The organism is Curtobacterium sp. NPDC089689, assembly GCF_044749145.1.
Taxonomy (GTDB): domain Bacteria; phylum Actinomycetota; class Actinomycetes; order Actinomycetales; family Microbacteriaceae; genus Curtobacterium.
Genome location: NZ_JBIVHJ010000002.1, coordinates 609,181 through 632,498, shown reverse-complemented (window position 1 = coordinate 632,498; position 23,318 = coordinate 609,181). Strand labels below are relative to the sequence as shown.

At 72.3% G+C, this 23,318-nt stretch carries 19 protein-coding genes; 10 read left to right on the top strand and 9 right to left on the bottom strand.

Translation table 11 applies throughout. From position 1 onward, the window contains the following. Positions 1-609, bottom strand: a complete 609-nt coding sequence (locus ACIPYW_RS11225) for a dTDP-4-dehydrorhamnose 3,5-epimerase family protein (RefSeq protein ID WP_111238994.1) — start codon at positions 607-609, stop codon at positions 1-3. A 116-nt stretch (positions 610-725) separates the two neighbouring features. Between ACIPYW_RS11225 and ACIPYW_RS11220 the strand changes: the two genes are divergently transcribed. The 6 genes from ACIPYW_RS11220 to ACIPYW_RS11195 all read left to right on the top strand — a co-directional run bounded on the left by ACIPYW_RS11220 (position 726) and on the right by ACIPYW_RS11195 (position 9,492). Then, complete coding sequence (locus ACIPYW_RS11220; protein WP_290131344.1) at positions 726-1,667, top strand: glycosyltransferase family 2 protein; 942 nt, start codon at positions 726-728, stop codon at positions 1,665-1,667. Continuing rightward, on the top strand, positions 1,660-4,530 hold the full coding sequence (locus ACIPYW_RS11215; protein ID WP_400413410.1) for a hypothetical protein: 2,871 nt from the start codon (positions 1,660-1,662) through the stop codon (positions 4,528-4,530). The genes ACIPYW_RS11220 and ACIPYW_RS11215 overlap by 8 nt, the downstream gene beginning before the upstream one ends. 78 nt (positions 4,531-4,608) lie before the next feature. Then, a complete protein-coding gene (gene rfbB / locus ACIPYW_RS11210; RefSeq protein ID WP_400413407.1) occupies positions 4,609-5,595 on the top strand; it encodes a dTDP-glucose 4,6-dehydratase in 987 nt (328 codons plus the stop codon). Between the two features lie 35 nt (positions 5,596-5,630). Continuing rightward, positions 5,631-6,482, top strand: coding sequence for a dTDP-4-dehydrorhamnose reductase (rfbD, locus tag ACIPYW_RS11205; RefSeq protein ID WP_400413614.1), 852 nt, complete (start codon positions 5,631-5,633; stop codon positions 6,480-6,482). A 191-nt stretch (positions 6,483-6,673) separates the two neighbouring features. After that, positions 6,674-7,816: a glycosyltransferase family 4 protein gene (locus ACIPYW_RS11200; RefSeq protein WP_400413404.1), complete on the top strand. Its 1,143-nt coding sequence runs from the start codon at positions 6,674-6,676 to the stop codon at positions 7,814-7,816. Positions 7,817-7,893: 77 nt separating this feature from the next. Then, complete coding sequence (locus ACIPYW_RS11195) at positions 7,894-9,492, top strand: hypothetical protein (protein ID WP_400413402.1); 1,599 nt, start codon at positions 7,894-7,896, stop codon at positions 9,490-9,492. Between the two features lie 30 nt (positions 9,493-9,522). Here the strand turns inward: ACIPYW_RS11195 and purE are convergent, their stop codons facing one another. The 4 genes from purE to ACIPYW_RS11175 form a co-directional block, all read right to left on the bottom strand. Then, positions 9,523-9,990 (bottom strand): 5-(carboxyamino)imidazole ribonucleotide mutase, encoded by a 468-nt coding sequence (gene purE / locus ACIPYW_RS11190; protein WP_400413612.1) that lies wholly within the window; start codon positions 9,988-9,990, stop codon positions 9,523-9,525. Positions 9,991-10,044: 54 nt separating this feature from the next. After that, positions 10,045-11,148, bottom strand: a complete 1,104-nt coding sequence (locus tag ACIPYW_RS11185) for a glycosyltransferase (protein WP_400413400.1) — start codon at positions 11,146-11,148, stop codon at positions 10,045-10,047. Positions 11,149-11,241: 93 nt separating this feature from the next. After that, a complete protein-coding gene (locus tag ACIPYW_RS11180) occupies positions 11,242-12,900 on the bottom strand; it encodes a glycoside hydrolase family 6 protein (protein ID WP_400413397.1) in 1,659 nt (552 codons plus the stop codon). 196 nt (positions 12,901-13,096) lie between these two features. Next, positions 13,097-14,233, bottom strand: a complete 1,137-nt coding sequence (locus tag ACIPYW_RS11175; protein ID WP_400413394.1) for a 5-(carboxyamino)imidazole ribonucleotide synthase — start codon at positions 14,231-14,233, stop codon at positions 13,097-13,099. Positions 14,234-14,346: 113 nt separating this feature from the next. Here ACIPYW_RS11175 and ACIPYW_RS11170 point away from each other — a divergent pair, with 113 nt between their 5' ends. Together ACIPYW_RS11170 and ACIPYW_RS11165 are read left to right on the top strand one after the other, a co-directional pair. Beyond that, positions 14,347-14,814, top strand: coding sequence for a GtrA family protein (locus ACIPYW_RS11170; RefSeq protein ID WP_400413391.1), 468 nt, complete (start codon positions 14,347-14,349; stop codon positions 14,812-14,814). A 10-nt stretch (positions 14,815-14,824) separates the two neighbouring features. Then, on the top strand, positions 14,825-16,387 hold the full coding sequence (locus tag ACIPYW_RS11165; protein WP_400413388.1) for an ArnT family glycosyltransferase: 1,563 nt from the start codon (positions 14,825-14,827) through the stop codon (positions 16,385-16,387). Between the two features lie 160 nt (positions 16,388-16,547). On the opposite strand, the gene ACIPYW_RS11160 is transcribed toward ACIPYW_RS11165, so the two are convergent. Next, complete coding sequence (locus tag ACIPYW_RS11160; RefSeq protein WP_400413384.1) at positions 16,548-17,582, bottom strand: lysylphosphatidylglycerol synthase domain-containing protein; 1,035 nt, start codon at positions 17,580-17,582, stop codon at positions 16,548-16,550. A gap of 178 nt (positions 17,583-17,760) precedes the next feature. Here ACIPYW_RS11160 and ACIPYW_RS11155 point away from each other — a divergent pair, with 178 nt between their 5' ends. Next, on the top strand, positions 17,761-18,741 hold the full coding sequence (locus ACIPYW_RS11155) for a GH25 family lysozyme (RefSeq protein ID WP_400413381.1): 981 nt from the start codon (positions 17,761-17,763) through the stop codon (positions 18,739-18,741). Positions 18,742-18,846: 105 nt separating this feature from the next. Here the strand turns inward: ACIPYW_RS11155 and ACIPYW_RS11150 are convergent, their stop codons facing one another. After that, positions 18,847-20,070, bottom strand: a complete 1,224-nt coding sequence (locus ACIPYW_RS11150) for a polysaccharide pyruvyl transferase family protein (protein WP_400413378.1) — start codon at positions 20,068-20,070, stop codon at positions 18,847-18,849. A 48-nt stretch (positions 20,071-20,118) separates the two neighbouring features. Here ACIPYW_RS11150 and ACIPYW_RS11145 point away from each other — a divergent pair, with 48 nt between their 5' ends. After that, entirely contained in the window at positions 20,119-21,297 is a 1,179-nt protein-coding gene (locus ACIPYW_RS11145) for a glycosyltransferase (RefSeq protein ID WP_400413375.1), read from the top strand. 79 nt (positions 21,298-21,376) lie between these two features. Here the strand turns inward: ACIPYW_RS11145 and ACIPYW_RS11140 are convergent, their stop codons facing one another. Next, a complete protein-coding gene (locus ACIPYW_RS11140) occupies positions 21,377-22,684 on the bottom strand; it encodes a UDP-glucose dehydrogenase family protein (RefSeq protein ID WP_400413372.1) in 1,308 nt (435 codons plus the stop codon). 84 nt (positions 22,685-22,768) lie between these two features. Next, a complete protein-coding gene (locus tag ACIPYW_RS11135; protein WP_400413369.1) occupies positions 22,769-23,317 on the bottom strand; it encodes a PH domain-containing protein in 549 nt (182 codons plus the stop codon). Position 23,318: the final 1 nt, after the last annotated feature.

The following is a 23,318-nucleotide window of genomic DNA, read 5'->3' as shown; positions in this document are numbered from 1 at the left end:
TTACTTCTTCGTCCGGAGGGACTCGGTGTACGCCACCGCTTCCTCGTAGGTCGGCAGCAGCCCCTGCTCGGCGGCCTGCTCGAGCGTCGGCGCCGTCGTGTCCTTCTCGGACAGCACCGGCTCGCCGAGGCCCTCTGGCAGCTCGAGCCCGACCGTCGGGTCGAGGATCGTGATCCCCTTCTCGCGCTGCGGGTCGTAGTGCGCGCTCACCAGGTAGTTCACCGTCGAGCGGTCCTCGAGCGCGACGATCGCGTGGCCGAGGCCCTCGGACAGGTAGACGGCCTTGCGGTCGACGTCGTCGATCCGCACCGAGTCCCACTGTCCGAACGTCGGCGACCCGACGCGGATGTCGACGATGTAGTCGATGAACGCGCCGCGGACGGCGGTCACGTACTTCGCCTGGCTCGGGGCGACGAGGGCGTAGTGGATGCCCCGGGCGACACCGGCCGAGGAGATCGACATGTTCACCTGGCGGAGGTCGAGCGGGTGGCCCACCGTCTCCTCGAGGACGTCGGCGCGGTAGGCCTCGAGGAACGCTCCTCGTGCGTCGCCGTGCTGCACGGGCGTGAACTCCCACGCGCCGGGGATCTTGAGTTCGCGGATCTGCACCACGGCAGCCTAGCAAGGCGGCTGGTACACCACGTTTCGCGACCCGCACGCCCGTTCGCATTAGGCTGTTGAGGCCTCGCGCTCCCGTCAGCCATCGAAACGAGACCTGCATCCCCGTGAAGTTGTTCGTCCAGATCCCCTGCCTCAACGAGGAGAACACCCTCGCCAGCGTCATCGACTCCATCCCGCGGGAGATCGAGGGCATCGACGAGATCGAGATCCTCGTCATCGACGACGGCAGCACGGACCGCACCGTCGAGGTCGCGAAGGAGCACGGCGTCAAGCACTTCGTGCACCACACCACGAACATGGGCCTCGCCCGGTCGTTCCGCGACGGCGTCGACTACGCGCTCCTGCACGGCGCCGACATCGTGGTCAACACCGACGGCGACAACCAGTACCCGCAGGCCCAGATCGCCGAGCTCGTGCAGCCGATCCTCCGGAAGGAGGCGGAGATCGTCATCGGCGACCGCCAGACCCGCACGATCGAGCACTTCTCCGGGTTCAAGAAGCTCATGCAGCGCTTCGGGTCCTGGGTGGCCTCGCGGGCAGCCGGTCTCGACCTCCCCGACGCTGCGAGCGGGTTCCGTGCGTACTCGAAGTACTCCCTGATCCGACTCAACATCGTGACGCGCTTCAGCTACTGCATGGAGACGATCGTGCAGGCCGGGTACAAGCGCCTCGCGATCGCCTCGGTGCCGATCACGACGAACCCGAAGACGCGCGAGTCCCGGCTGTTCAGCAACATCTTCCAGCACATGTTCCAGTCCGGTTCGGCGATCGCCCGGGTCTACCTCATGTACCGCCCCATGGCGTTGTTCGCGTGGGTCGCCGCGGTCCTCGGCGCGCTGGGGCTCTGGCCGCTCGTCCGCTACCTCGTGCTCCTCTGGATGCACACCCCCGGGAACCACCTCCAGTCGATCATCCTCGGCGTGGTCCTGCTCATCACGGCCGTGCTCGCGGTGGTGATCGGCGTCGTGGCGGACCTCACCCGGCTCAACCGGACGCTGGCCGAGGAACAGCTCGACCTCCAGAAGCTGCAGCGTTACGGTGACTGAGCGCGCCGCGATGGACCTCGACCGCCGTACTCGCGCCGTCCTCTGGCTCCGACGTCCCTCCTCGTGGATCGAGGTCGCGGCGTGGGCCGCACTCGTCGCCTTCGTCGCGTTCACGATCGGACCGGCGCTCCTCGGCCAGGGGACGTTCCTCAACACCGGGCTGCTGAGCCGGTACACCCCGTGGGGCGAGTCGCTCGAGACGCTCAAGAACTCCACCAACATCCTCTCCAGCGACACGCTCGACAGCGTGACGCCGCAGACGACGCTCCTCGTCCGGCTCGCGCACGAGGGCGTCTTCGGCGCCTGGAACCCGTACGTCGCCGGCGGCGTCGAGCTCGGTGGCGTGCCGAACTCGGGCGCGTGGTCCCCGCTCTCCCTCCCGTGGTGGATCCTCCCGTTCACCTACGCGGCGGGTGCGGTGAAGCTGCTCGAGATCGTGGCGGTCACGGCCGGCATGTCCCTGCTGCTCCGTCGCTGGGGCGTCCCGCGCGCGGCGTGGCCGATCGCCTCGCTCGTGTTCGCCTCGTCGGGGTTCATGGTCGCGTGGTCGAACTGGCCGCAGACCCGCGTGGCGGCGTTCATCCCACTGCTCTTCTGGGCGATCGACCGAGCCGCCGTCGAACTGCGTGCCCGGGACCTGCTGAGCGTCGGCCTCGTCGTCATGAGCATGCTGCTCGGTGGCTTCCCGGCGGTCGTCGGGTACGCGCTCTTCGTCGGCGGGATCTTCTTCCTCGCCCGGACGATCGTGGCGCACCGGGCAGTCCGTGGCGTGCTCGTCAGCGCCGGCATCGCGGTGGGCGGCATCCTCGTCGGCGTCCTCCTGTCCGCGTGGCAGCTCATCCCGTTCGCCATCAGCGCCTCGAACGTCGTGGACTTCAACGGCCGCGGGCAGAGCGGCGGCAGCGGCCTCGGCTCGAACCCGATGGTGAGCTCCTGGATCCCCGACATCTCCTCGCTGGCGAGCACCGGCGCCGCCTGGAGCGCCCGCAACCCCGTCGAGGAGTACTCGTACCTCGGCATCGGGGCGATCGTGCTCATCGCCGCAGCGGTGCTGCTCCGCCCTCGGACCGACGCGGCGGTGGTCCTCGACGACACCACCCGGCGTCGACGGCGCGGCGTCCTGCCGATCACCGCGGCGCTCCTGGCGTTCAGCGTGGTGCTCGTCTTCCTCGGCGGCCCGATCCTCGCGGCGGCCCGTGAACTGCCCGTCTTCGATAGCAATCCGATCGGGCGTGCGCGCGTCGTGGTCGGTTTCTTCGCGGCCGTCGTCGCCGGCATCGGCTTCGGCCGGGTCGCCGACCCGGAGGTCCTGCGCGACGAACTCGCTCGGTTCCGCCGTGCCACCCCGATGCGCCGCGTCACCCGCATCGCCACCGTGGTGCTCGTCGTGCTCTTCGCCGCCGCCGTCGGGCTGCAGACCGCGCTCGCGCTGGAGACGGTGCCCACGCAGTACGTGCACCGGACCAAGCTCGAGACGCTCGCGATCGGCCTGGTCGGTGCAGCGGTCGCGGTCTGCGTCCTCGCGGCGTGGCTGCTCCGGAACCGGGTGGTCCGGGTCACGGCCGCGGTCCTCGTCGCCGCCGGCATCGCGGCGCCCGCGATCGTCGCCACCCAGCAGTGGTGGCCGATCGCACCGAACTCGACCTTCTACCCGTCCTCGCCCGCGATCCGTTACCTCCAGGAGCACGTGGGTGCCCAGGACCGCTACGCCACGACCGGCAGCGCGACCCTGCCGGGCTCGGCCTCCTACTACGGCATCCGTTCGACGACCGGGCACGCGTTCCAGACCGCGGAGTGGAAGCAGCTCATGCGGAAGGTCGATCCGAAGACCTACCCGACGGCGTCCTACCTGACCTTCCAGCCGAACGAGATCCCGGAACTGGTCGACTCGGCGATCCTCGACCGTGTCGCGACGAAGTACATCGTCGCCGACCCCTCGGCGCCGCTCGCGGGCACGAGCGAGGCGGGGGCATCGCAGACGAAGTGGTCGGACCTGACGGCGTCGAACCCCTCGGTGGACTCGGCGAGTCACACCGGTCCGGTCAACGGGATGACGATCACCGGTCCGCCGGCCCTGACGACGTCCACGGACGGCATGACGCTCACGGTCTCGCTCATCGACGACGCCACCGGCGGGACGCTGACGTCCACCGAGAGCTGGGTGCCCGCCATGGGCGGTCCCCGGAACGTCGCCGTCGAGGGGTCGGACATCCCCGCGAGCACGTCGTGGCACGCGCGGATCACGATCACCGGGCAGTCGAAGCTCGTCCCGATCGGCACCGACGACGACGGCAAGGCCGTGCTCACGCTCTACCGCCCGGTCGAGGGCGAGGGCGTGTCCGTCGTCCACACGGGTGATGCGACGATCTACGAGCGTGACACGGCGCTCGACCGCGTCCGCTGGGCGTCCGACCAGCGCGTCGTCCCGACGAAGTACGGACGGGTCGACACGCTCGCGGAACACTCGCTGCCGGCCGACACCGTCGTGCTGAGCGAGCAGACCGACCACCGGGCGGACACCGGTGCCGACGCGGAGGTCACCCTGCAGCCCGGGGACACCAGCGAGACGATCGCGAAGGTCGATGCCTCGGGTGCCGGCTGGCTCGTCGTGATGGACTCCGTGCAGCGGCCGGGTTGGCACGCGACCGTCGACGGGAAGCCGGTCGACCTGGTCGCTGCCGACAACGCCGGCGGTGCCGTGTGGGTGCCGGAGGGTGAGCACACGGTCCGCGTGTACTACACGGTGCCGCGCCTGACCGCCGGGTGGCTGGTCACGGGCAGCACCGCCCTGCTCGCCGTGCTCGTCAGCACGGTCGTCGTCGTGGTCGGTCGACGCCGGCGACGTGCGCGCTCCCGTGCCTGAGCCGGTGCTTGCTAGCATCGGTCCTCGATCCAACGACCCCACCGGCAGCGCCGGTGACAACGCAAAGGAACCCACCCCGTGAAGATCCTCGTCACCGGAGGGGCCGGCTTCATCGGCTCGAACTTCGTCCGCCGCACGCTCGAGGACGCCTACCCCGGCCTCGAGGGTGCCGAGGTCGTGGTCTACGACGCGCTGACGTACTCGGGCAACGAGGCCAACCTGGCACCGGTCGCCGACTCGCCGCGTTACACCTTCGTGCACGGTGACATCCGCGACGCCGCGAAGCTCGACGAGGTCGTCCCGACCGTCGACGCGATCGTCCACTTCGCCGCCGAGTCGCACGTCGACCGGTCCGTCCGCGACTCGGGCATCTTCGTCGAGACCAACGTCGTCGGCACGCAGCGCCTCCTCGACGCCGCGCTCCGCCACGGCACCGAGCGTTTCGTGCACGTCTCCACCGACGAGGTCTACGGCTCCATCAGCGAGGGCTCCTGGGCCGAGGACCGCCCGCTCGAGCCGAACTCGCCCTACTCGGCGTCGAAGGCCGGCAGCGATCTGCTCGCCCGCAGCTACCACCGCACGCACGGCATGAACCTGTCGATCACGCGCTGCTCGAACAATTACGGGCCGTACCACTTCCCCGAGAAGGTCATCCCGCTGTTCGTGACGAACCTGATCGACGGCAAGCACGTCCCGCTCTACGGCGAGGGCAACAACGTCCGCGACTGGCTGCACGTCGACGACCACTGCCGCGGCATCGCGCTCGTGCTCGTGAAGGGCCGCGCCGGCGAGGTCTACAACATCGGGGGCGGGACCGAGCTGACGAACAAGGAGCTCACGCAGCTGCTCCTCGACGCCACCGGCCACGACTGGTCGAGCGTCGACCGCGTCGCCGACCGACTCGGGCACGACCTCCGCTACTCGGTGGACATCACGAAGATCCGCGAGGAGCTCGGCTACGAGCCGCAGGTGCCGTTCGAGCAGGGTCTCGCCGACGTCGTGCAGTGGTACCGCGACAACCGCGCCTGGTGGGAGCCCCTCAAGGAGCGTGCGGCGCTCGGCTGAGCGGCGTGACCGACCCCGACGGGACCCACGACACCATGACGCGATACCTCATCACGGGGGCGGCCGGCATGCTCGGCCAGGACCTCCAGCACGCCCTCGCCGGACGTGACGTCACGGCTCTCGGCCGCGCGGACCTCGACATCACCGACGCCGACGCGGTCGACGCGGCCGTCGCCGGGCACGACGTCGTCATCAACTCCGCGGCCTACACGAAGGTCGACGACGCCGAGACCCACGAGGACGACGCGTACGCCGTCAACGCCACGGGGCCGAAGCTCCTCGCCGAGGCCACGGTCCGGCACGGGGCGAAGCTCCTCACCGTGTCGACGGACTACGTGTTCGACGGCAACGGCACGGCGCCATACGCGGAGGACGCGCCGACCGACCCGATCAACGCCTACGGCCGGTCGAAGGCCGCCGGCGAGGCGCTCGTCCGCGACATCGCCCCGGACACCGCGTACGTGGTCCGGACGGCGTGGATCTACGGCGCGCACGGGCCGAACTTCGCGGCCACGATGCTCCGTCTCGCCGCGTCGCACGACACCGTGAGCGTCGTCACGGACCAGGTCGGGCAGCCCACCTGGACCGGTGACCTCGCCGCGCGGATCGTCGAGCTCGTCGACGGCGACGCGCCGGCGGGCGTCTACCACGGCACGAACGCCGGCCAGGGCTCCTGGTACGACTTCACCCGCGCCATCTACACGGAGGTGGGTCTCGACCCCGAGCGGGTGCTCCCCACCGACAGCGCCGCGTTCGTCCGGCCGGCGCCCCGGCCCGCCTACAGCGTGCTCGGTCACGACGCCTGGTCGCGCGCCGGGCTCGCGCCCATGCGCGACTGGCGCGAGGCGCTGCACGCCGCCGTGCAGGCGGGCGCACTGCGGGCCTGAGCCGCGACACCTGACGCGACCAGGAGACGGCCTGGAGGCACAGCACCGGACCGGTGCGGAGCCTCCCGTCCGTCACCGGGTCGCGCCGGACGCGAGCCCGTGCCGGTCCGTCACGGGGTCCTCCCCGTCCCCCCTGGTAGGGTCAGCCAGCCGGGTCACGGCACCACGACCACGACGAGGAGCACGCCAGCATGACCACTCTCCACGTCGTCGTCGACCAGGTCGTCGCCCCCGTGCCCGGTGGGATCGGCCGCTACACGGAGGAACTCACGCGCCACCTCGTCGCGAACGCGCCGGAGGGCTGTGACGTCGCCGCGGTGGTCTCCGCCGTCGGGAACGACGAGCTCCGCCGCCTCGAGACGCTGCTGCCCGGACTCTCGGAGCTGCAGCGCCTGGCGCTCCCCCGACGCGAGCTCTCCCTCGCGTGGCAGGGCGGGATGGTCGGCGGTCTCGCGAAGGAGATGGTGCACGCCCCGAGCGTGCTCGCGCCGCTGGTCAAGCACGACCGCGTGCAGTTCCCCGGCCGCCAGACCGTCGTGACGGTGCACGACACCGTGCCGTGGACCCACCCGGAGACCCTGACGCCCCGCGGCGTGCACTTCCACCGCGCGATGATCAAGCGCGCGTACAAGTACGCCGACGCCGTGGTCGTGCCGACCCACGCCGTCGCGTCGGCCCTCAACGAGATCCACCGCTTCGACGACCGGCTGCGGGTCATCGGCGGTGCCCCGAGCGGACGACTCCGGACCCCGGTCGACGCCGACCTGCGTGCCGAGCGGCTCGGTCTCCCCGAGCGCTACGTCCTCGCCGTCGGGACGCTCGAGCCGCGCAAGGGTCTCACCCACCTCATCGACGCGATGGCACACCCGGACGCCCCGCAGGACGTCCCGCTCGTGATCGCCGGGCCCGACGGGTGGGGCGACGTCGACGTCTACGGCACCGCGGAACGCGCCGGACTCGCCCGCGACCGGGTGAAGGTCCTCGGTCGGGTCGACGACGCCGACCTCGCCGTGGCGTACGACCGCGCGACGGTGTTCGTGTTCCCCAGCCTGGCCGAGGGCTTCGGCCTGCCGGTGATCGAGGCGATGAGCTTCGGCACGCCCGTGATCCACTCCGACGACGCCGCCGTGAGCGAGGTCGCGTCCGACGCCGGCGTGACCGTCGCCCGCGACCCGCGCGACTCCTACGCGGAGCGGCTCGCGCAGGCCGTCTACCAGGTGGTGAACGACCCGTTGCTCGCGTCGCAGCTGGCGGTCGCCGGTCCGGACCGCGCGCGGATGTTCGACTGGAACGACGCCGCCTTGGAGACCTGGCAGCTGCACGCCGACCTCTGACGGCACCGGTCCAGTTCCCGGTCGCCCACGCTTGCTAGCGTTCGTCCAGACCGAACTCGCGCAGCGACGGGGACACGATGCCACCAGCCGATCAGGAAATCGACGCCCCCACCGCGAACGCGCCCGGGGACGCCGCCGCGGGCGCCGCGCGACCGGCCTCCCGACGGGTACCGCTCTGGCTCGTGAGCGTCGTCGTCGGGGTGCTCGCGGCGCTGGTGTCGGCGATCGGTTCGTGGACCCCCTCGGCCTGGGCCGACGAGGCCGCCACGATGAGCGCTGCGCGACGGTCCCTCCCCGAACTCTGGCACATGGTGCACCACATCGACGCGGTGCACGGCCTGTACTACGCCGGGCTGCACCTCTGGTTCACGGTCGTGCCGTACTCGCCGTTCACCCTGCGCCTCCCGAGCGCCCTGGCGATCGGCGTCGCGGCGGCGTTCACCGTGGTCCTCGGCGACCGCCTGGCCGGGCGGTGGACGGGCATCACCGCCGGTCTGGTCTTCGCCGTGCTGCCCCGTGTGACCTGGGCCGGGACCGAGGGCCGGTCGTACGCAGCCACCGCGGTCGTCTCCGTCGTGCTCACGCTCGTCCTCGTCATCGCCGTCCGCCGCACCACCGAGCGGAGCGGACGTCCGTGGGCCTGGTGGGTGCTGTACGGCGTCCTGGTGGTCCTCAGCGGTCTGCTGTTCGTCTACGTGGTCCTCATCGTGTGGGCGCACGCCGTGACCCTCCTGCTCTGGATGCTCCGGCGGGGCGGTCCGGGCGGTCGTCGGTCACACGTGCGGGCGGCGCTCTGGTGGCTCGTGCCGACGGCCACGGCGGCGCTGCTCCTCCTGCCCTTCGTCCGGCTGGCCTCCGGCGAGACGGGTGCGCAGCTCTTCTCCCTCCCGGAGCTCCGTTGGGGGCCGCTGCTGCGCACGCTCGTGTTCACGGTGCAGTTCTTCATGTCGGCCAAGCTGCTCGCGTGGGTCGGTTGGGCGCTCATCGTGTTCGGTGCCGTCGGCACGGTCGTCGTGCCGCGGCTCCGGCTCCGGGCCCCGGCGGTCGAGGTCACGCTGCCGGTCATCGTGCTCCCGCCCATCGTGGTCATCGTCGCGTCGCAGCTGACCCACCCGCTGTACAACGCGCGGTACTTCACCTTCGAGACACCGTTCGTCGCACTGGCGATCGCACTCGGCCTGACGCTCGTGCCGTGGCGGGTCGTCTCGGCGCTCGGGCTCGCAGCGATCGTCGTGCTCGCGCAGCCGCAGTGGCACCTCCAGCGGCTCCCGACGGCGAAGGACTCCTCGACCTGGGCGCAGGCAGCGGCGTACCTGACCGAGCAGCGCGCCGCGGAGCCCCGGGGCACCCGTGACGCGATCTACTACGGCCCGCTGCCCCTCCACGTCAACCGCACGACGGAGTTCGTCGCCGCGGCCTACCCGGAGGCCTTCGCCGGGATGCGGGACCTGACCCTGGAGCGCAGTGCGGTCGACCTCGGGCAGCTCTGGGCGCAGCGTCGGAGCGCGGCCGATCCGCTCCCCGACCTGACGGGCGTCGACCGCGTCTGGTTCGTGGGGCAGCCGACGGACGACGCGCCGGAACGCATGCAGCAGCAGCTCGTGGCGGACGGCTGGCGCGTGGCCACCGACCGGCGCGACGGCGGCTTCCTGCTGCGGTCCTTCGAGCGGGGCTGAGCGGCGCGAGCCGTACGTGCTGGCGCGCCGTCAGAGCGAGTCGCGCAGCCGGGCCGCCTTCTCCTCGACGAGCCGCTCCAGCCCGTCCGCGTGGTCGGCGAGGCGTGCAGCGACGTCCGCGTCCGCGCTGCCGATGATCCGCGCCGCGAGGAGTCCGGCGTTCGCCGCCCCGTTGATCGCCATCGTGGCCACCGGGATGCCCGCCGGCATCTGCACGATCGACAGCAGCGAGTCGAGGCCGTCGAGCCGCGCGAGCTGCACCGGGACACCGATCACGGGCAGGGTCGTCATCGACGCCACCATGCCGGGCAGGTGCGCAGCGCCACCGGCACCCGCGATGACGACCCGGATGCCACGTGCGGCGGCACCCCGGGCGAACCGGGTCATCTTGTCCGGCGTGCGGTGGGCCGAGACCACGTCGGCCTCGAACGCGATGCCGAGCTCGGTGAGCATGTCGGCGGCGGCACGCATGGTCGGCCAGTCGGAGTCCGACCCCATGATGATCGAGACGAGCGGCTGGGCAGGTGCTGCGGTGTCGGTCACGCGTCGAGCCTAGCCGAGCAGCACCCGACCCCAGGCGTCGCCGTCGGCACCGATCATCCGCTCGTGTGCGACCCACGCGGCAGCCCCGGGGTCGGCTGACCCACGGTCGACGGCGGCCACGACGGCCGTCCGCCAGGCGGCCGGGTCGTCGGGGACGGCCACCACGCCGTGCGCCGCGGCCTCGGCGTAGGAGGGCCGGTCGGACACGACGGCGGGCAACCCGAGCGCCACGTACTCGACGGCCTTGAGGTCGCTCTTCGCGCGGTTGAAGACCTCGTCACGCAGTGGTGCGACGCCGGCGCGCCAGCGCTGCCGGTGGTCGACCAACCAACGGGCGAACGCCGGGTAGTGGCCGTCGGGCACCTCGACCCGTCGGTACCAGTCCGCGTCGCCCTCCGCGACGCCGATGACCTCGAGGCGGATCGGCAGGCCGTCGGAGGCGACGAGGTCGGTGAACACGTCCCGCAGGAGCTCGAGGTCGGCCGCGTGCGTCAGCGTGCCCATGTAGAGCACCCGGTGCTCGTCGGCGGGGAGGTCGTCGGTCGCTGCCGGCTCCCCCGGCGTCCAGAGCGACGGGTCGAGCGCGTTCCGGACGACCACGGTGTCCCGGGCGAGGGGACGGACGACCTCGGCGAGCTCCTCCGTGCTCACCACGACGACGTCGGCGCCGCGCACGAGCGCGTCGATCGACGCGAGCCGGTCCGGGTCGTACTCGGCGCGGGCGAGCCGCTGCCGGCCGGAGTCGGTGAAGAAGTCGTCGTCGACCTCGGCGACGACCCGGACGCCCCGACCGCGTGCGGCGTCGAGGAACGGTGCGACGGAGGCCCGCGGCAGGACGTCCCGCTGGACGAGCACGACGTCCACGTCCGTGTCGGCCGCCCCGTCCACGAACGCACCGGCGTCGACCTGCCGGACCGTGGCCGTGCCGGATGCCGCGAGGTGCTCGGTGCGGCGGACCACGCGCACGTGCGCCGAGGCCGGGTGCGCACCGTCCGCACCCGCGACGACGTAGCCGACGACGGGCGGCGGCGTGGGGTCGGCCGGCGCGGTCCCACCGGCGGTCAGTGCGCGGCGGAGTCGGCGGGCGGCACGACGGACGAGATCACGCGGCATGCGTCCATGATCCCGGAAACGGGCCGGCGCGGAGCACGGGCACGCGGCGAGCGGCAGCAGCAGCAGCAGCAGCAGCGGCAGCGGCAGCGCCGTCTAGCGCACGGTCAGGGTTCGGCAGCCGAGCGACCGGTCCCCGCCGGACCCGATGCCGACCACCACGACGCAGACCTTCCGCTTCCCCGACGCGACGACCGCCGTGCCGGACACCCCGTGCGACGGTCCGACGCCGTGCACCCGGTCGACGTCCGCTCGGCGGCCGCCCGCCGTGAACGTCCCGACCTGCCGGCCGTCGGCGGTCACCCGGAGCCGGACCGCGCGCCCGGTGTCGTCCCGGTCGAACGCCCAGCCCCGCACGGACACGCGGCGGTGGCTCGGCGACGAGAGCGCGTCGACGCGGCCGGTCGGCGCCACCGCCGCGACGCTGACCGTGCGGCACGGGTCCGATCGCTGGTCCTTCCCGCTGCCGGTGTTGCGGGCGACCGCGCACACGGTGTGCTTCCCGGGCGTGGTCGGCACCACCCCGGTGAAGCCGTGCGCGCCACCGACGCTCCACTGCGCCGCGACGTCCGCACGACGGGCGTCGGCCGTGACGGTCCGCACGGAGCGACCGTCGAGCGTCAAGGCGACACCGAGCGCGGTGTCGGGCGCGTCACCGTCGAACGCCCAGCCGGTCACGGCGACGCCGCCGGCGGCCGGCACGGCGCGCTCGAGCGCCACGTACGGGTCGGACCGGTACGCCCGGGCCGGCTGGACCGCGGGCGACCCGAGCTGCGCCTTCGACACGAGCGTCCGCGCGAAGGACGGGTACCACTTCCCCGCCGCCGGGCCACCGTTGCAGGTGCCGTCGCTCGCCCCTGGGGTCTTCACCCAGAGCAGGGCGTCGAGCGCGGTGCCGCCGGAGACCACCCGGGGTGCGGTGCCGAGTCCGGCTCCGGGGCCGTTGCACCACGTGCCGCGCCAGCCCTGCCCGTTGCGCGAGGTGTCGATGACGTAGTGCGAGCCGTCCGTCGCCGCGGAGAGCTTCTCGGCGTACGCCTGCTCCTGCGCCGTCGGGTAGTAGTTCGCGACGTTCGTGGAGAACCCACGGGCGGTGGTCACGCCGGCCTGCCGCAGCCGGTCGGCCATCGTCGCGACCGGCACCCAGTTCGAGTTGCCGCCGTCGAGGTAGGACGGCACGCCGGCCGCCGAGAACACCCCGACGGTGCGCTTGAGGATCCGGTAGCGCTGGGCGTCGAGGGACGCGTCGCACGCCGCGTTGCTGAGCATCGCCAACGAGTCCGGTTCGACCACGACCGCGGCACGGTGTCCTCGCAGCCGTCCGGCGACCTGGTCGATCCAGGCGCCGTACGAGGCCTCGTCGAGTCCCCCGGCGGAGTACCCGCCGCAGTCGCGGTCCGGGATCGCGTAGGTCACGAAGACGGGGGTCGTGCCGGCCTGCTCGGCCGCGGCGACCGCGCGGTCGATGGTGGTCGTCAGGGTCGTCCCGCGCGTCCAGTCGCCGAGCCAGATCGCGACCGGGTACCGCGCGATGGTGCTCGCTGCGGCGGCACCGTCCGGGTCGGTCGTGCGGAGGGCGTCGGCGGCCTTCGCGGCCTCGCTGGTCGCCGAGCGGTAGGGCCCACCGGCGAAGAGGGTCGTCGCTGCCGCCGTCCGCACGGTGGGCGTCGCCGCCTCGGCGGTCGGGGCGAATCCGACGGTGGTGACGACGGTGGTGAGGACTGCGGCGGCGCCGAGGACGGCGAGGCTGCGCATGCGGGCTCCCTGGGCTGCTCGGACCGGCCCCCTGGCCGGTCGGAGCGTCCATGACAACACGTGCTGTGCACGCCACGACACACGCCAGATCGGGTGCCACCCGAGCGGGTGTCCGCCTTTCTGCCGACGTCCCCAGCGGACTGGAGGCACGTGGCGGGCCCGCCACGCCTCCCTCGCAGGCTCGGCCGGACGCGCGTCAGTCGTCGAAGTGCGCGGCTGCGGCGCGCGCCCGGTACACGACGTCGTCGACGTCGTCGCCGACGACGGTGACGTGCCCGATCTTCCGGCCGGGTCGCGGCGCCTTGCCGTAGAAGTGGTACTTCGCCTCCGGGAACGCGGCGAGGGCCCCCGGGTACCGGGCGGCGAGGTCGCCGTCCGCCGGACCGCCGAGCACGTTGATCATGACCGCGGCGGGCGCGTGCATGCCCGTGGCGCCGAGGGGCAGGTCGAGCACGGCACGGAGGTGCTGCTCGAACTGGCTCGTCGTCGCACCGTCGATGGTCCAGTGCCCGGTGTTGTGCGGCCGCATCGCGAGCTCGTTGATGAGGATCCGCTCATCGGACGTCTGGAACAGCTCGACCGCGAGGACGCCGGTCACCCCGAGCTCCTCGGCGATGCGCACCGCGATCTCCTCGGTCAGGTCGGCGATGCGCCCGGCGCTGTCCGACGCCGGCGCGAACACCTCGGCGCAGACGCCGTCCTGCTGCACGGTCTCGACGAGCGGCCACGCGACGACCTCGCCGGAGGGACGACGCGCCACGGACTGGGCGAGCTCACGGGTGAAGGGGACGAGCTCCTCCGCCAGGAGGGCCTGACCGTCGCCGGCCTCCGCGACGGCGATGAACCAGTCCTCGACGTCGGCCGGGTCCGCGACGACGCGGACGCCCTTGCCGTCGTAGCCGCCGCGGGCCGTCTTCACGACCGCGCGACCGCCGTGGTCGTCGAGGAACGCACGGAGCTCGTCGGGGTCGTGCACCGCTGCCCAGTCGGGAACCGGCAGCCCGAGCTCGGACAGCCGGCTGCGCATCGTGATCTTGTCCTGGGCCACGGCGAGGGGCTCCGGCCCGGGTCGGACGGCGACTCCCGCGTCGACGAGCGCGCGGAGGACCTCCTGCGGGACGTGCTCGTGATCGAAGGTGACGACGTCGACCTCGCGAGCGAAGGTGAGGACGGTGTCGACGTCGTGGTAGTCGCCCTCGGCCGTCGCGGCGATGCCGGCCGACATGCCAGGGCCCTCGGCGAGCACCCGGATGTCGATGCCCAGTTCCAGTGCCGCCGGCACCATCATCCGTGCCAGCTGTCCCCCACCGACGACCCCGACGCGCAACGCCATGCTGTGTGTTCCTTCCGTCGCTCACACCGAACGGTCTGAGCGCCCTGTCTACAATCGACCTCCGGGTCACCCGCTGGGTGGCCCGTGACAACTCTACGGATCCTGGAGACCCCGTGCGCCGACTCATCGCCCAGCTCGCCCGCTTCGGGGTGGTCGGCGCCGTGGGCTTCGTGGTCGACACCGCCGTGTTCAACCTCCTCCGGTTCACGGTGCTGGACCCCGCCGACGTGCACTCGGGGCCGTTCTGGGCGAAGGTCATCTCGACGACCGTCGCGATCTTCGTGAACTGGATGGGGAACCGCTACTGGACCTTCCGCGACCAGCGGCGTGCCGTGGCGACCCGCGAGGGCATCGAGTTCGTCGTCGTGTCCCTCGGCGGCATGGTCATCGCGCTCGCCACCCTGGGCGTCTCGCACTACGCCATGGGGTTCACCTCGGCCTTCGCGGACAACGTGGCGAACATCGTGGGCCTCGGACTCGGCACGATCTTCCGCTTCTGGCTCTACAAGGTGTGGGTGTACCACCCCGAGCGGACCGCCGCGCCGGTCGCGGAGCCCGTCGCCTCCGAGGTCGCGCAATAGCATCTCGGGTGTGACCGACTCCGACGTTCCCCCGGCCGTCGCGCGCTGGGAGCGGGTCGCGATCGCGGTCGTCACCGCGACGTTCGGGCTGTGGCTCGTGGCGTGGGCGCTCCTCGTCCCGGTGTTCCAGGCACCCGACGAGACCGCGCACATCGACGCGACGGTGCACATCGCGCTCGGCGACCCGTGGGTGGCGCCTGGCGATCTCCGGGTCGACCGTGCGGTGAACGCTGCCGCCGTGCAGCAGGCGACGCTGCCGTCCGACCAGTGGTCCAGCGTCACCGAGCTGCTGCGGGACTACCCGGGCCCCTCGACCACGGTCAACCAGATGACCCAGCACCCACCGACGGCCTACGCGGTCGGCGCCGCGGTCCTCCGCGTCGTGCACTACGGCGACCTGCGGTGGGACCACGCGTTCCTCGCGCTCCGACTGACCGACGTGGCGTTCGTGACGGCCCTGCCGCTCGTCGCGTGGGCCGCGGTCCGACGGGTCACCCGGTCGCCGGGGGCCGCCCTGGTCGGTGCCCTCGCGGTGTTCGCCTCGCCCGAACTGGCGTCCATCGGGTCGTCGGTGTCGAACGACGCGCCCGTCCTGCTCCTCGCCGGGGTCACCGTCCTGCTCGCCACCAGGCTGCTCACGGGCGACCTCCGCTGGCGGACCGCGATCGGACTCGCCGTGGCGCTGGGGGCGCTCGTCTGGATCAAGGGCACGGGACTCCCCGCCGTGCCCTTCGTCGCCGTCGTCGCGCTGTCCTCCGGCGCGGGCGTGCTGCGATGGGGCGCGCGGGTGCTCCGCACCGTGGTCGTCCTCGCGGTCGCCGGCGCCATCGGGGCCTGGTGGTGGCTGCACAACCTGCTCGCCTACGGACAGGTGCAGCCGAACGGCTACGCCGCGATCCGTCCGCCGAAGGACTTCCCACCGGGCGAGCACCCCACGGTCGGGCACTTCCTCGACGTCAGCTGGGGCACGATCACCCGGACGTTCTGGGGCAGCTTCGGCCGGGGCGCGCAGGTGACCATCGGCGACCTGTTCAGCGCCGTGGTCACGATCGTGGTGCTCGCCGTGGTCGTCGGATGGGCCTACCGGCGCGGGCCGCAGCTCCGGACAGCGGTGTGCCTGTCGGTCTTCCCGCTGCTCCTGATCCTCGTCCAGAACCAGACGAGCATCCGGGCGTACCTCACGAAGGCGGAGGTCGCGGGCACCCAGGGTCGGTACTACTTCCCCGCGATCGTGTGCCTCATCGTGCTGAGCGCGATCGCGTGGCGTCGGCTCGTCCCGGCCGGACGGCCCCGCGCCGTCGCCGCGTCGGTCCTCGCGGTCCTGCTGCCCGCCGTCGGTGTGTACGGCTTCGCGGTCGCCGCGTCGTGGTTCTGGAACGCCGCCGGGTTCCCGGTGACCGGACGGGGGCTGCTGCGGTACTCGGAGGTCGGCCCGGTGCCGCCCGCGGTGCTCGCGGTCGTGGTGCTGCTCGCCGGTGCCGGCATGGTCGTGTCCGTCGTGCAGGTCCTGCGGTCAGGCTCGGTCCATCGCGCCCTCGCAGACGCCCCGACCGGAGCCCGACGCTCGGCCTGAGCCCGAGACGCGGGCTGAGCCCGACACTCGGCCTGAGCCCGAGACTCGGGCTGAGCCCGACACTCGGGCTGGGCGACGATCCTCGGGCTCACCACCACGAGGAGCGTCGCCCAGCCCGAGTCTCGCACCCGCGGCGTCGGTCGCCCGCGAATGCACGTCGTCAGGCGGCGGGCGCGCCGTCGTGCACGACCGCGGCGTCGTCCCCCGCGCCGCCGCGACGGAACCACGTCGGGACCGCGGCACAGAGCAGGAACAAGGCATCGACGCCGAGGCTCCAGACCCGGGTGACGACGACGACCACGAGCGCGATCGGCACCGGCATCACGATGCTCAGCAGGAGGGCCTGGACCCCCTCGCGGACGCCGAGACCACCGGGGGCGAAGACCGCGAGCATGCTGATCGCCGACGCCATGCTCGCCGCACCGATCACGAACGCCGCGTCGGTGCCCTTGAGCGAGGGGTACACCGCGAGGGTGATGAAGTAGTAGGCGCTGCCGGACAGGATCGCCCCGGCGACGTAGAGGCCGGCGCCGCCGAGCACCGTGCCGAGGCTCGGTCGGACGTCGTCGCTCAGCGGCTGGCGCCGGAGGACCCGCAGCGCGAGTCCGATCAGCCACACGAACACCTGCGGGACGAGACAGACGACGCAGCCGACGAACGCCGCGATCATGAGCGCGATGAGCCACGGGTCGAGTGCGTGGGTACGCGGGTCGATCAGGAGCAGGACGAGCGCCAGAGCCAGCGTCGCCGCGATCTGCAGCGCACCCTCGAGCAGACCGCTCACCCCGAGCCGCGCCTTCGAGACGCCGTGCTTCGAGGCGAAGTACACCTTGCCGATGATCCACGTGGCGGCGCCGGGGATGTACCGCCCCATCCACGACTTCGCGTACACGTAGGTCAGGGTGACGCCGCTGCCCTCGAGGCCGGTCGCTCCGAGGCGTCGGAGCAGGAAGAACCAGATGCCCACACCCCAGTAGCGGAACCCGAGGCTGATCACCGTGGCGACCGCGACCCAGCCCCAGTTCCAGTCGGCCTCCGCCAGCTGCGCCCAGTCGACGCTCCGCAGGTACAGGACGAGGAACACCACGAGGAGCACGTAGAAGACGATCGGCACCGCCTTGCCGAGGAACCTGCGCAGGCCGGACCGACGCTTCCCCTCGGGGGCGGGGATCTCGGTGGTGCTGGTCTCGGACAAACGGGTCTCCTGCGGTCGGGGCTCAGGACATCGTAGTCGCCGCTGTCCACCAGCACCCGAGCCCCGCCTGTCCGCTGAGCTCGGTCGCCCCCGATCCGCCGCACATGTCGGGTAGCATCGCTCGGACCCGGCGCGGGGGACAGGGCCTCGCGCCAACTCGACGAGGAGGGTGGGCGGCATGCGCGCCACCAGGAACAGGTCGATCGGCGTCGGAGCAGCCGTGGTCGTGCTCGGGGCGCTCGTCTTCGGACCGGGCCAGGCGTGGGGTGCGACCCCGGCCAGGAGCAGCCCGTCCGCCTCGAGCACCGGCTCGACGACGACCACGATCTCCGCGACCGGCGCTGGCTCGACCACGACGTCCGTCGCCGAGATGGACCGTACCGGCAACCACCAGATGGGTGCCGGGATCGCACGTCACGAGGGCCGGAGCACGGTGCAGACGGCGGTCCCCGGTGCGGCGACCACGGACGCGACCGCGAGCGCACGCGCGGCTGCGACGGGCGGACCGCCGCCCGGCAAGATCCAGGGCTTCGACATCAGCGCGTGGCAGCCGAACGTGAACTTCCGGAACGCCTACAACGCGGGCGCGCGGTTCGCGTACATCAAGGCCACCGAGGGGGTCTCCTACGTCAGCCCGGTCTACAAGCAGCACTACGAGACCGCACGGACGCGGAACATCATCCGCGGCGGCTACGTGTACGCGCAGCCGAGCCAGGCCAGTGGAGCCGCGACCGCGAACTTCTTCTTCAAGAACGGCGGCGGCTGGAGCCCCGACGGCAAGACCCTGCCGCCACTGCTCGACATCGAGTACGGCAGCGCGTCCCAGGGCACCTGCTACGGCAAGAGCCTCGAGGGCATGCGCAACTGGATCAAGGACTTCTCGAACACCGTCTACGCCAAGACGGGCCGGTACCCGGCGATCTACACGACGACCGACTGGTGGAAGCGCTGCACGAACAACAGCATCCAGTTCTCGAAGAACCCGCTGTTCGTCGCGATCTACCCGGTGCACGACTTCACGAGCCCGGGTGAGCTCGGCCGGAGCTGGAGCAACTGGTCGTTCTGGCAGTGGGCGTCGAGCGGCCCGCTCCCCGGCGACCAGGACGTCTACCGCAGCACCGGCGACTGGCTGAAGAAGATGGCGACCCGACGCGACTGACGCACGCAGTGGACGGCCTGGAGGCGCGGTGCCAGCTGACATCGCGCCTCCAGGCCGTCCGTCGGTCGCGTCGCGACGTCCGTCGGTCGCGACGCGACCCGATGGTCAGCGGGTGGTGGCGGTCACCGCTGCGAAGTCGGCGTCGAGCCGTGTCGCCATCCGGGACACGCCGTCGGCGAGCTGGCGGGAGACGGCGTCGCGGCGCTCGTCGAGGTCCTCGAGGAGCGCCGTGACGTCCGCGACGAAGGTCGGTTCGAGGGCCGACTCGATCGGCTTCGAGTAGGCCTGCTGGCCCATCTGCTCGAAGAACAGACGGCCCTTGTCGACGTAGTAGAGGCACGTCGACGGCACACCGGCGATCGTCGCGACGATGGCGGAGTGCAGGCGGCTCGCGAGGAACAGGCGGCTGCGCGACATCAGACCGGCGTACTCGGCCGGCGAGAACACGTCGGCCTCGACGACGTGCGTGCGGTCGCCGTGCTGCATGAGCGCGATGACCTCGCGGGCGAAGGCGGCGTCGCCCTCGGACGCCTCCATGTGCATCGGGTAGAACACGACGTCGGCGTCCCAGCGCTCGACCTGACGGTCGGCGAGGTCCGCCAGCGCCTGCCGGTACGCGACGAGCCGGTCGCTGTCGACCCCCGTGCCGCGGAAGCGCTTCGGCAGGAAGCGGAACGGGATCCAGCCGCTGCGCTTGTAGTGGAACCAGCGGCGGACGCCGAAGCCGATCGAGCCCTCGAGCCGGTCGGCGGTGAGCCCGGTGGACCGTTCGAGCCGCTCGAGGACGTCGGCGTCCGGCTGCGCGACCGTGCCGACGACGGCGGGGTCGAACGAGGAGACGACGGGGGTGCGGACGCCCCACGCGAGGAGCTTCTCGCGCGACTCGTCGTCGCGCACCGCGAAGGACCGGCAGCAGTCGACCGTCGCGCGGATGAGTCGCTTGCTGACGCCGGCGGACGTGGGGCCGATGCCCTGGAACGCCCCGACGAGGTTCCGGTTGACCGCGCGGACGAGCAGCATCTTGCCGAACCAGTACACGAGGCCGAGCTTGTTCGTGTAGTCCTTGAGGATCTCGCCGCCGCCCCACAGGACGACGTCGGCGCCACGTGCGGCGCGGAGCAGTGCGAACAGGTCGCCGATGCCCGTGCTGTACGGCGACACCGGGAGGAACCGGATCCCGAACCAGCGGGCGTCGCGTTCGGGGTACTGCGACAGGGAGACGATCTCCGCGTCGGGCCAGCGACGTCGCACCAGCTCGACGTTGCCCGCGAGGATCGCCCGGTCGCCTCGGTTGTGGGGCGAATCGCTATTGTGGATCAGTACGCGCACGGGTCCAGAGCCTAGCGGTCCCGCCCGCCACGACCCCGAGAGGCCTCCTTGTCCCGCAGCACCCGCCCCCGCCTGCTCGTCCTCGGATCGACCTTCCCGGCCCGGCCGGACGACGGGGTCCCCGCGTTCGTGCTCGACCTCGCGCACCAGGAGGCGACCGAGTTCGACACGCTCGTCCTCACACCCCGGGTGCCCGACGGCGCCGCGCGCGAGGAGATCGGAGACGTGCACGTCCGCCGGTTCCCGTACTTCCCGAAGGCCTTCGAGGACCTCGCCGACGGCGCCATCCTCGACAACCTCAAGGAGAAGCGGACGCGGCTGGTGCAGGTCCCGGCGCTCGTGCTCGCGCAGTACCGTGCCGTCCGCGCCGCGGTGCGCTCCGGCCGTCCGGACGTCATCCACGCGCACTGGGCGATCCCCCAGGGACTCGTCGCCACGCTCGCCGCCCCCGGGGTCCCGCTCGTCGTGACGACCCACGGCGGGGACATCTACGCCCTGCGCGCGGCGCCACTGGTCCGGCTGAAGCGCTGGATCTTCGGCCGCGCCGCCCACGTCACGACCGTGAACTCCGAGATGCGCGATCGTCTGACGGCCTGGGGCGTGCCCGAGGACCGTTCGAGCGTGATCCCGATGGGCGTCGACCTCGGACCCGCACGCGCTGCCCGCGCGCGCACGGCGCCGCAGGAGCACCACGTGGTGGCCGTCGGACGGCTCGTCGAGAAGAAGGGATTCGGCAACCTGGTCGAGGCCCTCCGCGGACTCGGCGAGGACGTCCCGTGGCGGCTCACCGTCGTCGGTGACGGCCCGTACCGCGCACAGCTCGAACGGCAGGCCGCCGGCCTCCCCGTGACCTTCACGGGTCAGCGAGGCCGCGCCGAGGTGCTCGAGACGCTGGCGTCCGCGACGGTCGTCGCGGTGCCGTCGATCCCGGCGGCGAACGGCGACCAGGAGGGCCTGCCCGTGACGCTCCTCGAGGCCGCGGCCGTCGGCTCCGCGATCGTCGCGAGCGACCTCCCCGGCATCCGTGACGTCGTGACCGACGACGAGTCGGGTCTCCTGGTCCCCCCGGGTGACGTGCCCGCCCTCCGCGCGGCGCTCCTGCGGGCACTCACGGACGACGCGGCGCGTGGACGGTACCAGGCGCGGGCCGTGGCGTCGGCTGCCGAGTTCTCGACCGAGCGGATCGGGGAGCGCTACCGGGCGGTGCTCCGGGCGGCGGTGCGCTGACCGCCTCTCCCCACACCAACACCGACGGCCGGTGCGCACTGCGCACCGGCCGTCGGCGTTCGTGGTGGGTGCCGCGCCGTCAGCGTCCCATGCCGCGGTGCGTGAACCCGGCTGCCGTCCAGGCGTCGCGGTCGAGGCAGTTGCGGCCGTCGATCACCACCCGTTCGGCGACGAGCGCGGCGACCGCGGTCGGGTCGAGCTCGCGGAACTCGTTCCACTCGGTGAGCACCAGCACGAGCTCGGCGCCACGCAGCGCGTCCGCGGCGGACTCGACGTAGTCGAGCTCCGGACGGACCCGGCGAGCGGTCACGACGGCCTCCGGGTCGTACGCGGAGACGTGCGCCCCGTGCGCCTGCAGGCGGTGGGCGATGTCGAGCGACGGGGAGTCGCGGACGTCGTCGGAGTTCGGCTTGAACGCGAGTCCGAGGACGGCGATGCGCTTGCCGCTGACGTCACCGCCGAGGAGCTCCTCGGCCAGGGTGACGACGTGGTCGCGACGACGGAGGTTGATGGCGTCGACGTCGGCGAGGAACGCGAGCGACTCCGGCACGCCGAGCTCGTCGGCGCGGGCCTGGAACGCGCGGATGTCCTTCGGCAGGCACCCGCCGCCGAACCCGAGCCCGGCGTTGAGGAACTTGCGGCCGATGCGGGCGTCGTGGCCGATCGCGTCGGCGAGGGCGGTGACGTCGGCACCGACGACCTCGGCGATCTCGGCCATCGCGTTGATGAAGGAGATCTTCGTCGCGAGGAAGGCGTTCGCGCTGACCTTGACGAGTTCCGCGGTGGGCAGGTCGACGACGAGCCGCGGGGTCCCCTCGGCGAGCGCCGTGGCGTAGACCTCGTCGAGGACGGCGGTGGCCCGCTCCCCCGCTTCGCCGGCCGGGACGCCGTAGACGAGCCGGTCGGGCGAGATGGTGTCTTGCACGGCGAAGCCCTCGCGCAGGAACTCCGGGTTCCAGACGAGCGTGGCGCCGGGGACGGCCTGCTCGACCTCGGCCGCGAGCCGTGCCGCGGTGCCCACCGGCACGGTGGACTTGCCGACGACGTACTGCCCGGCGGCGAGGTACGGGGTGAGCGACGCGACCGCAGCGTCGACGTAGGTGAGGTCCGCGGCACCGGTCGGGCCCTGCGGCGTGCCGACGGCGAGGAAGTGCACGGTGGCGCCGGCGACCTCGGCCATGTCCGTGGTGAACCGGATGCGGCCGGAGGCGAGCGCCTCCGTCAGGATCTCCGGCAGTCCGGGCTCGAAGAAGGGGGCCTCGCCCGCCGCGAGTCGCTCGATCTTCGCCGGGTCGACGTCCACCGCGACGACGTCGTGCCCGAGCTTGGCCATGGAGGCGGCGTGCACGGCACCGAGGTAACCGCAGCCGATGACAGAGATACGCACGGGAAGACGGTACCGGTTCCTGCGTGTCCGTACACCGAACGCCGTGCGTACGGCACGGCGGAACGTGACGGCTGTCCGCACCGGTCAGGCGCGGACGTCCCCCCACGGCGGCCGGTCGGCCCCGCCGACGATCTCGTCCCAGTCCGGCTCGCGGTGCCGCCGCCGCGCCTCGTACGCCTCGACGAGGTCGTGCAGCACCGCGACGACGAGGTCCGCGTGCGGCACGTCCGCGAGCACCACGACCGGGTCGTCACCGGGGAAGACCAGGACGTCCCCGGAGCGGAACACCCCCTGCAGGCCGCGACGGCGCACCGTGACGTCGTACCCGCGCGCGTGCAGCAACTCGCGGCGGGTCCTGGTGCCGAGGCCGTGCACCACCACGAGCCGACGCGTGGTGAGCACGTACCGCTGCGACATCCAGCGGACGAGCGGCACGAGGCCGCCGAGCACGACGAGCAGCAGCGTGACGAGTGCCACGACGACGTTGAGCCAGGCGAGCTGGGCGCGGAACACCCCGAAGCCGAAGCCCCCGGCCGCCGTCACCAGCACGACGAAGACCGCTGGACGGACGAGCCGTCGCGCGTGCGGCCGGAGCCGGGCGACGACCCGTTCCGGGGGCGGCTCGGCGGTCATG

Coding starts and splice junctions, on each gene's coding strand:
- rfbD (WP_400413614.1), top strand. CDS start 5,631: ATGACGCGATACCTCATCACGGGGGCGGCCGGCATGCTCGGCCAGGAC.
- ACIPYW_RS11200 (WP_400413404.1), top strand. CDS start 6,674: ATGACCACTCTCCACGTCGTCGTCGACCAGGTCGTCGCCCCCGTGCCC.
- ACIPYW_RS11195 (WP_400413402.1), top strand. CDS start 7,894: ATGCCACCAGCCGATCAGGAAATCGACGCCCCCACCGCGAACGCGCCC.
- purE (WP_400413612.1), bottom strand. CDS start 9,990: ATGGGGTCGGACTCCGACTGGCCGACCATGCGTGCCGCCGCCGACATG.
- ACIPYW_RS11185 (WP_400413400.1), bottom strand. CDS start 11,148: ATGCCGCGTGATCTCGTCCGTCGTGCCGCCCGCCGACTCCGCCGCGCA.
- ACIPYW_RS11180 (WP_400413397.1), bottom strand. CDS start 12,900: ATGCGCAGCCTCGCCGTCCTCGGCGCCGCCGCAGTCCTCACCACCGTC.
- ACIPYW_RS11175 (WP_400413394.1), bottom strand. CDS start 14,233: ATGGCGTTGCGCGTCGGGGTCGTCGGTGGGGGACAGCTGGCACGGATG.
- ACIPYW_RS11155 (WP_400413381.1), top strand. CDS start 17,761: ATGCGCGCCACCAGGAACAGGTCGATCGGCGTCGGAGCAGCCGTGGTC.
- ACIPYW_RS11135 (WP_400413369.1), bottom strand. CDS start 23,317: ATGACCGCCGAGCCGCCCCCGGAACGGGTCGTCGCCCGGCTCCGGCCG.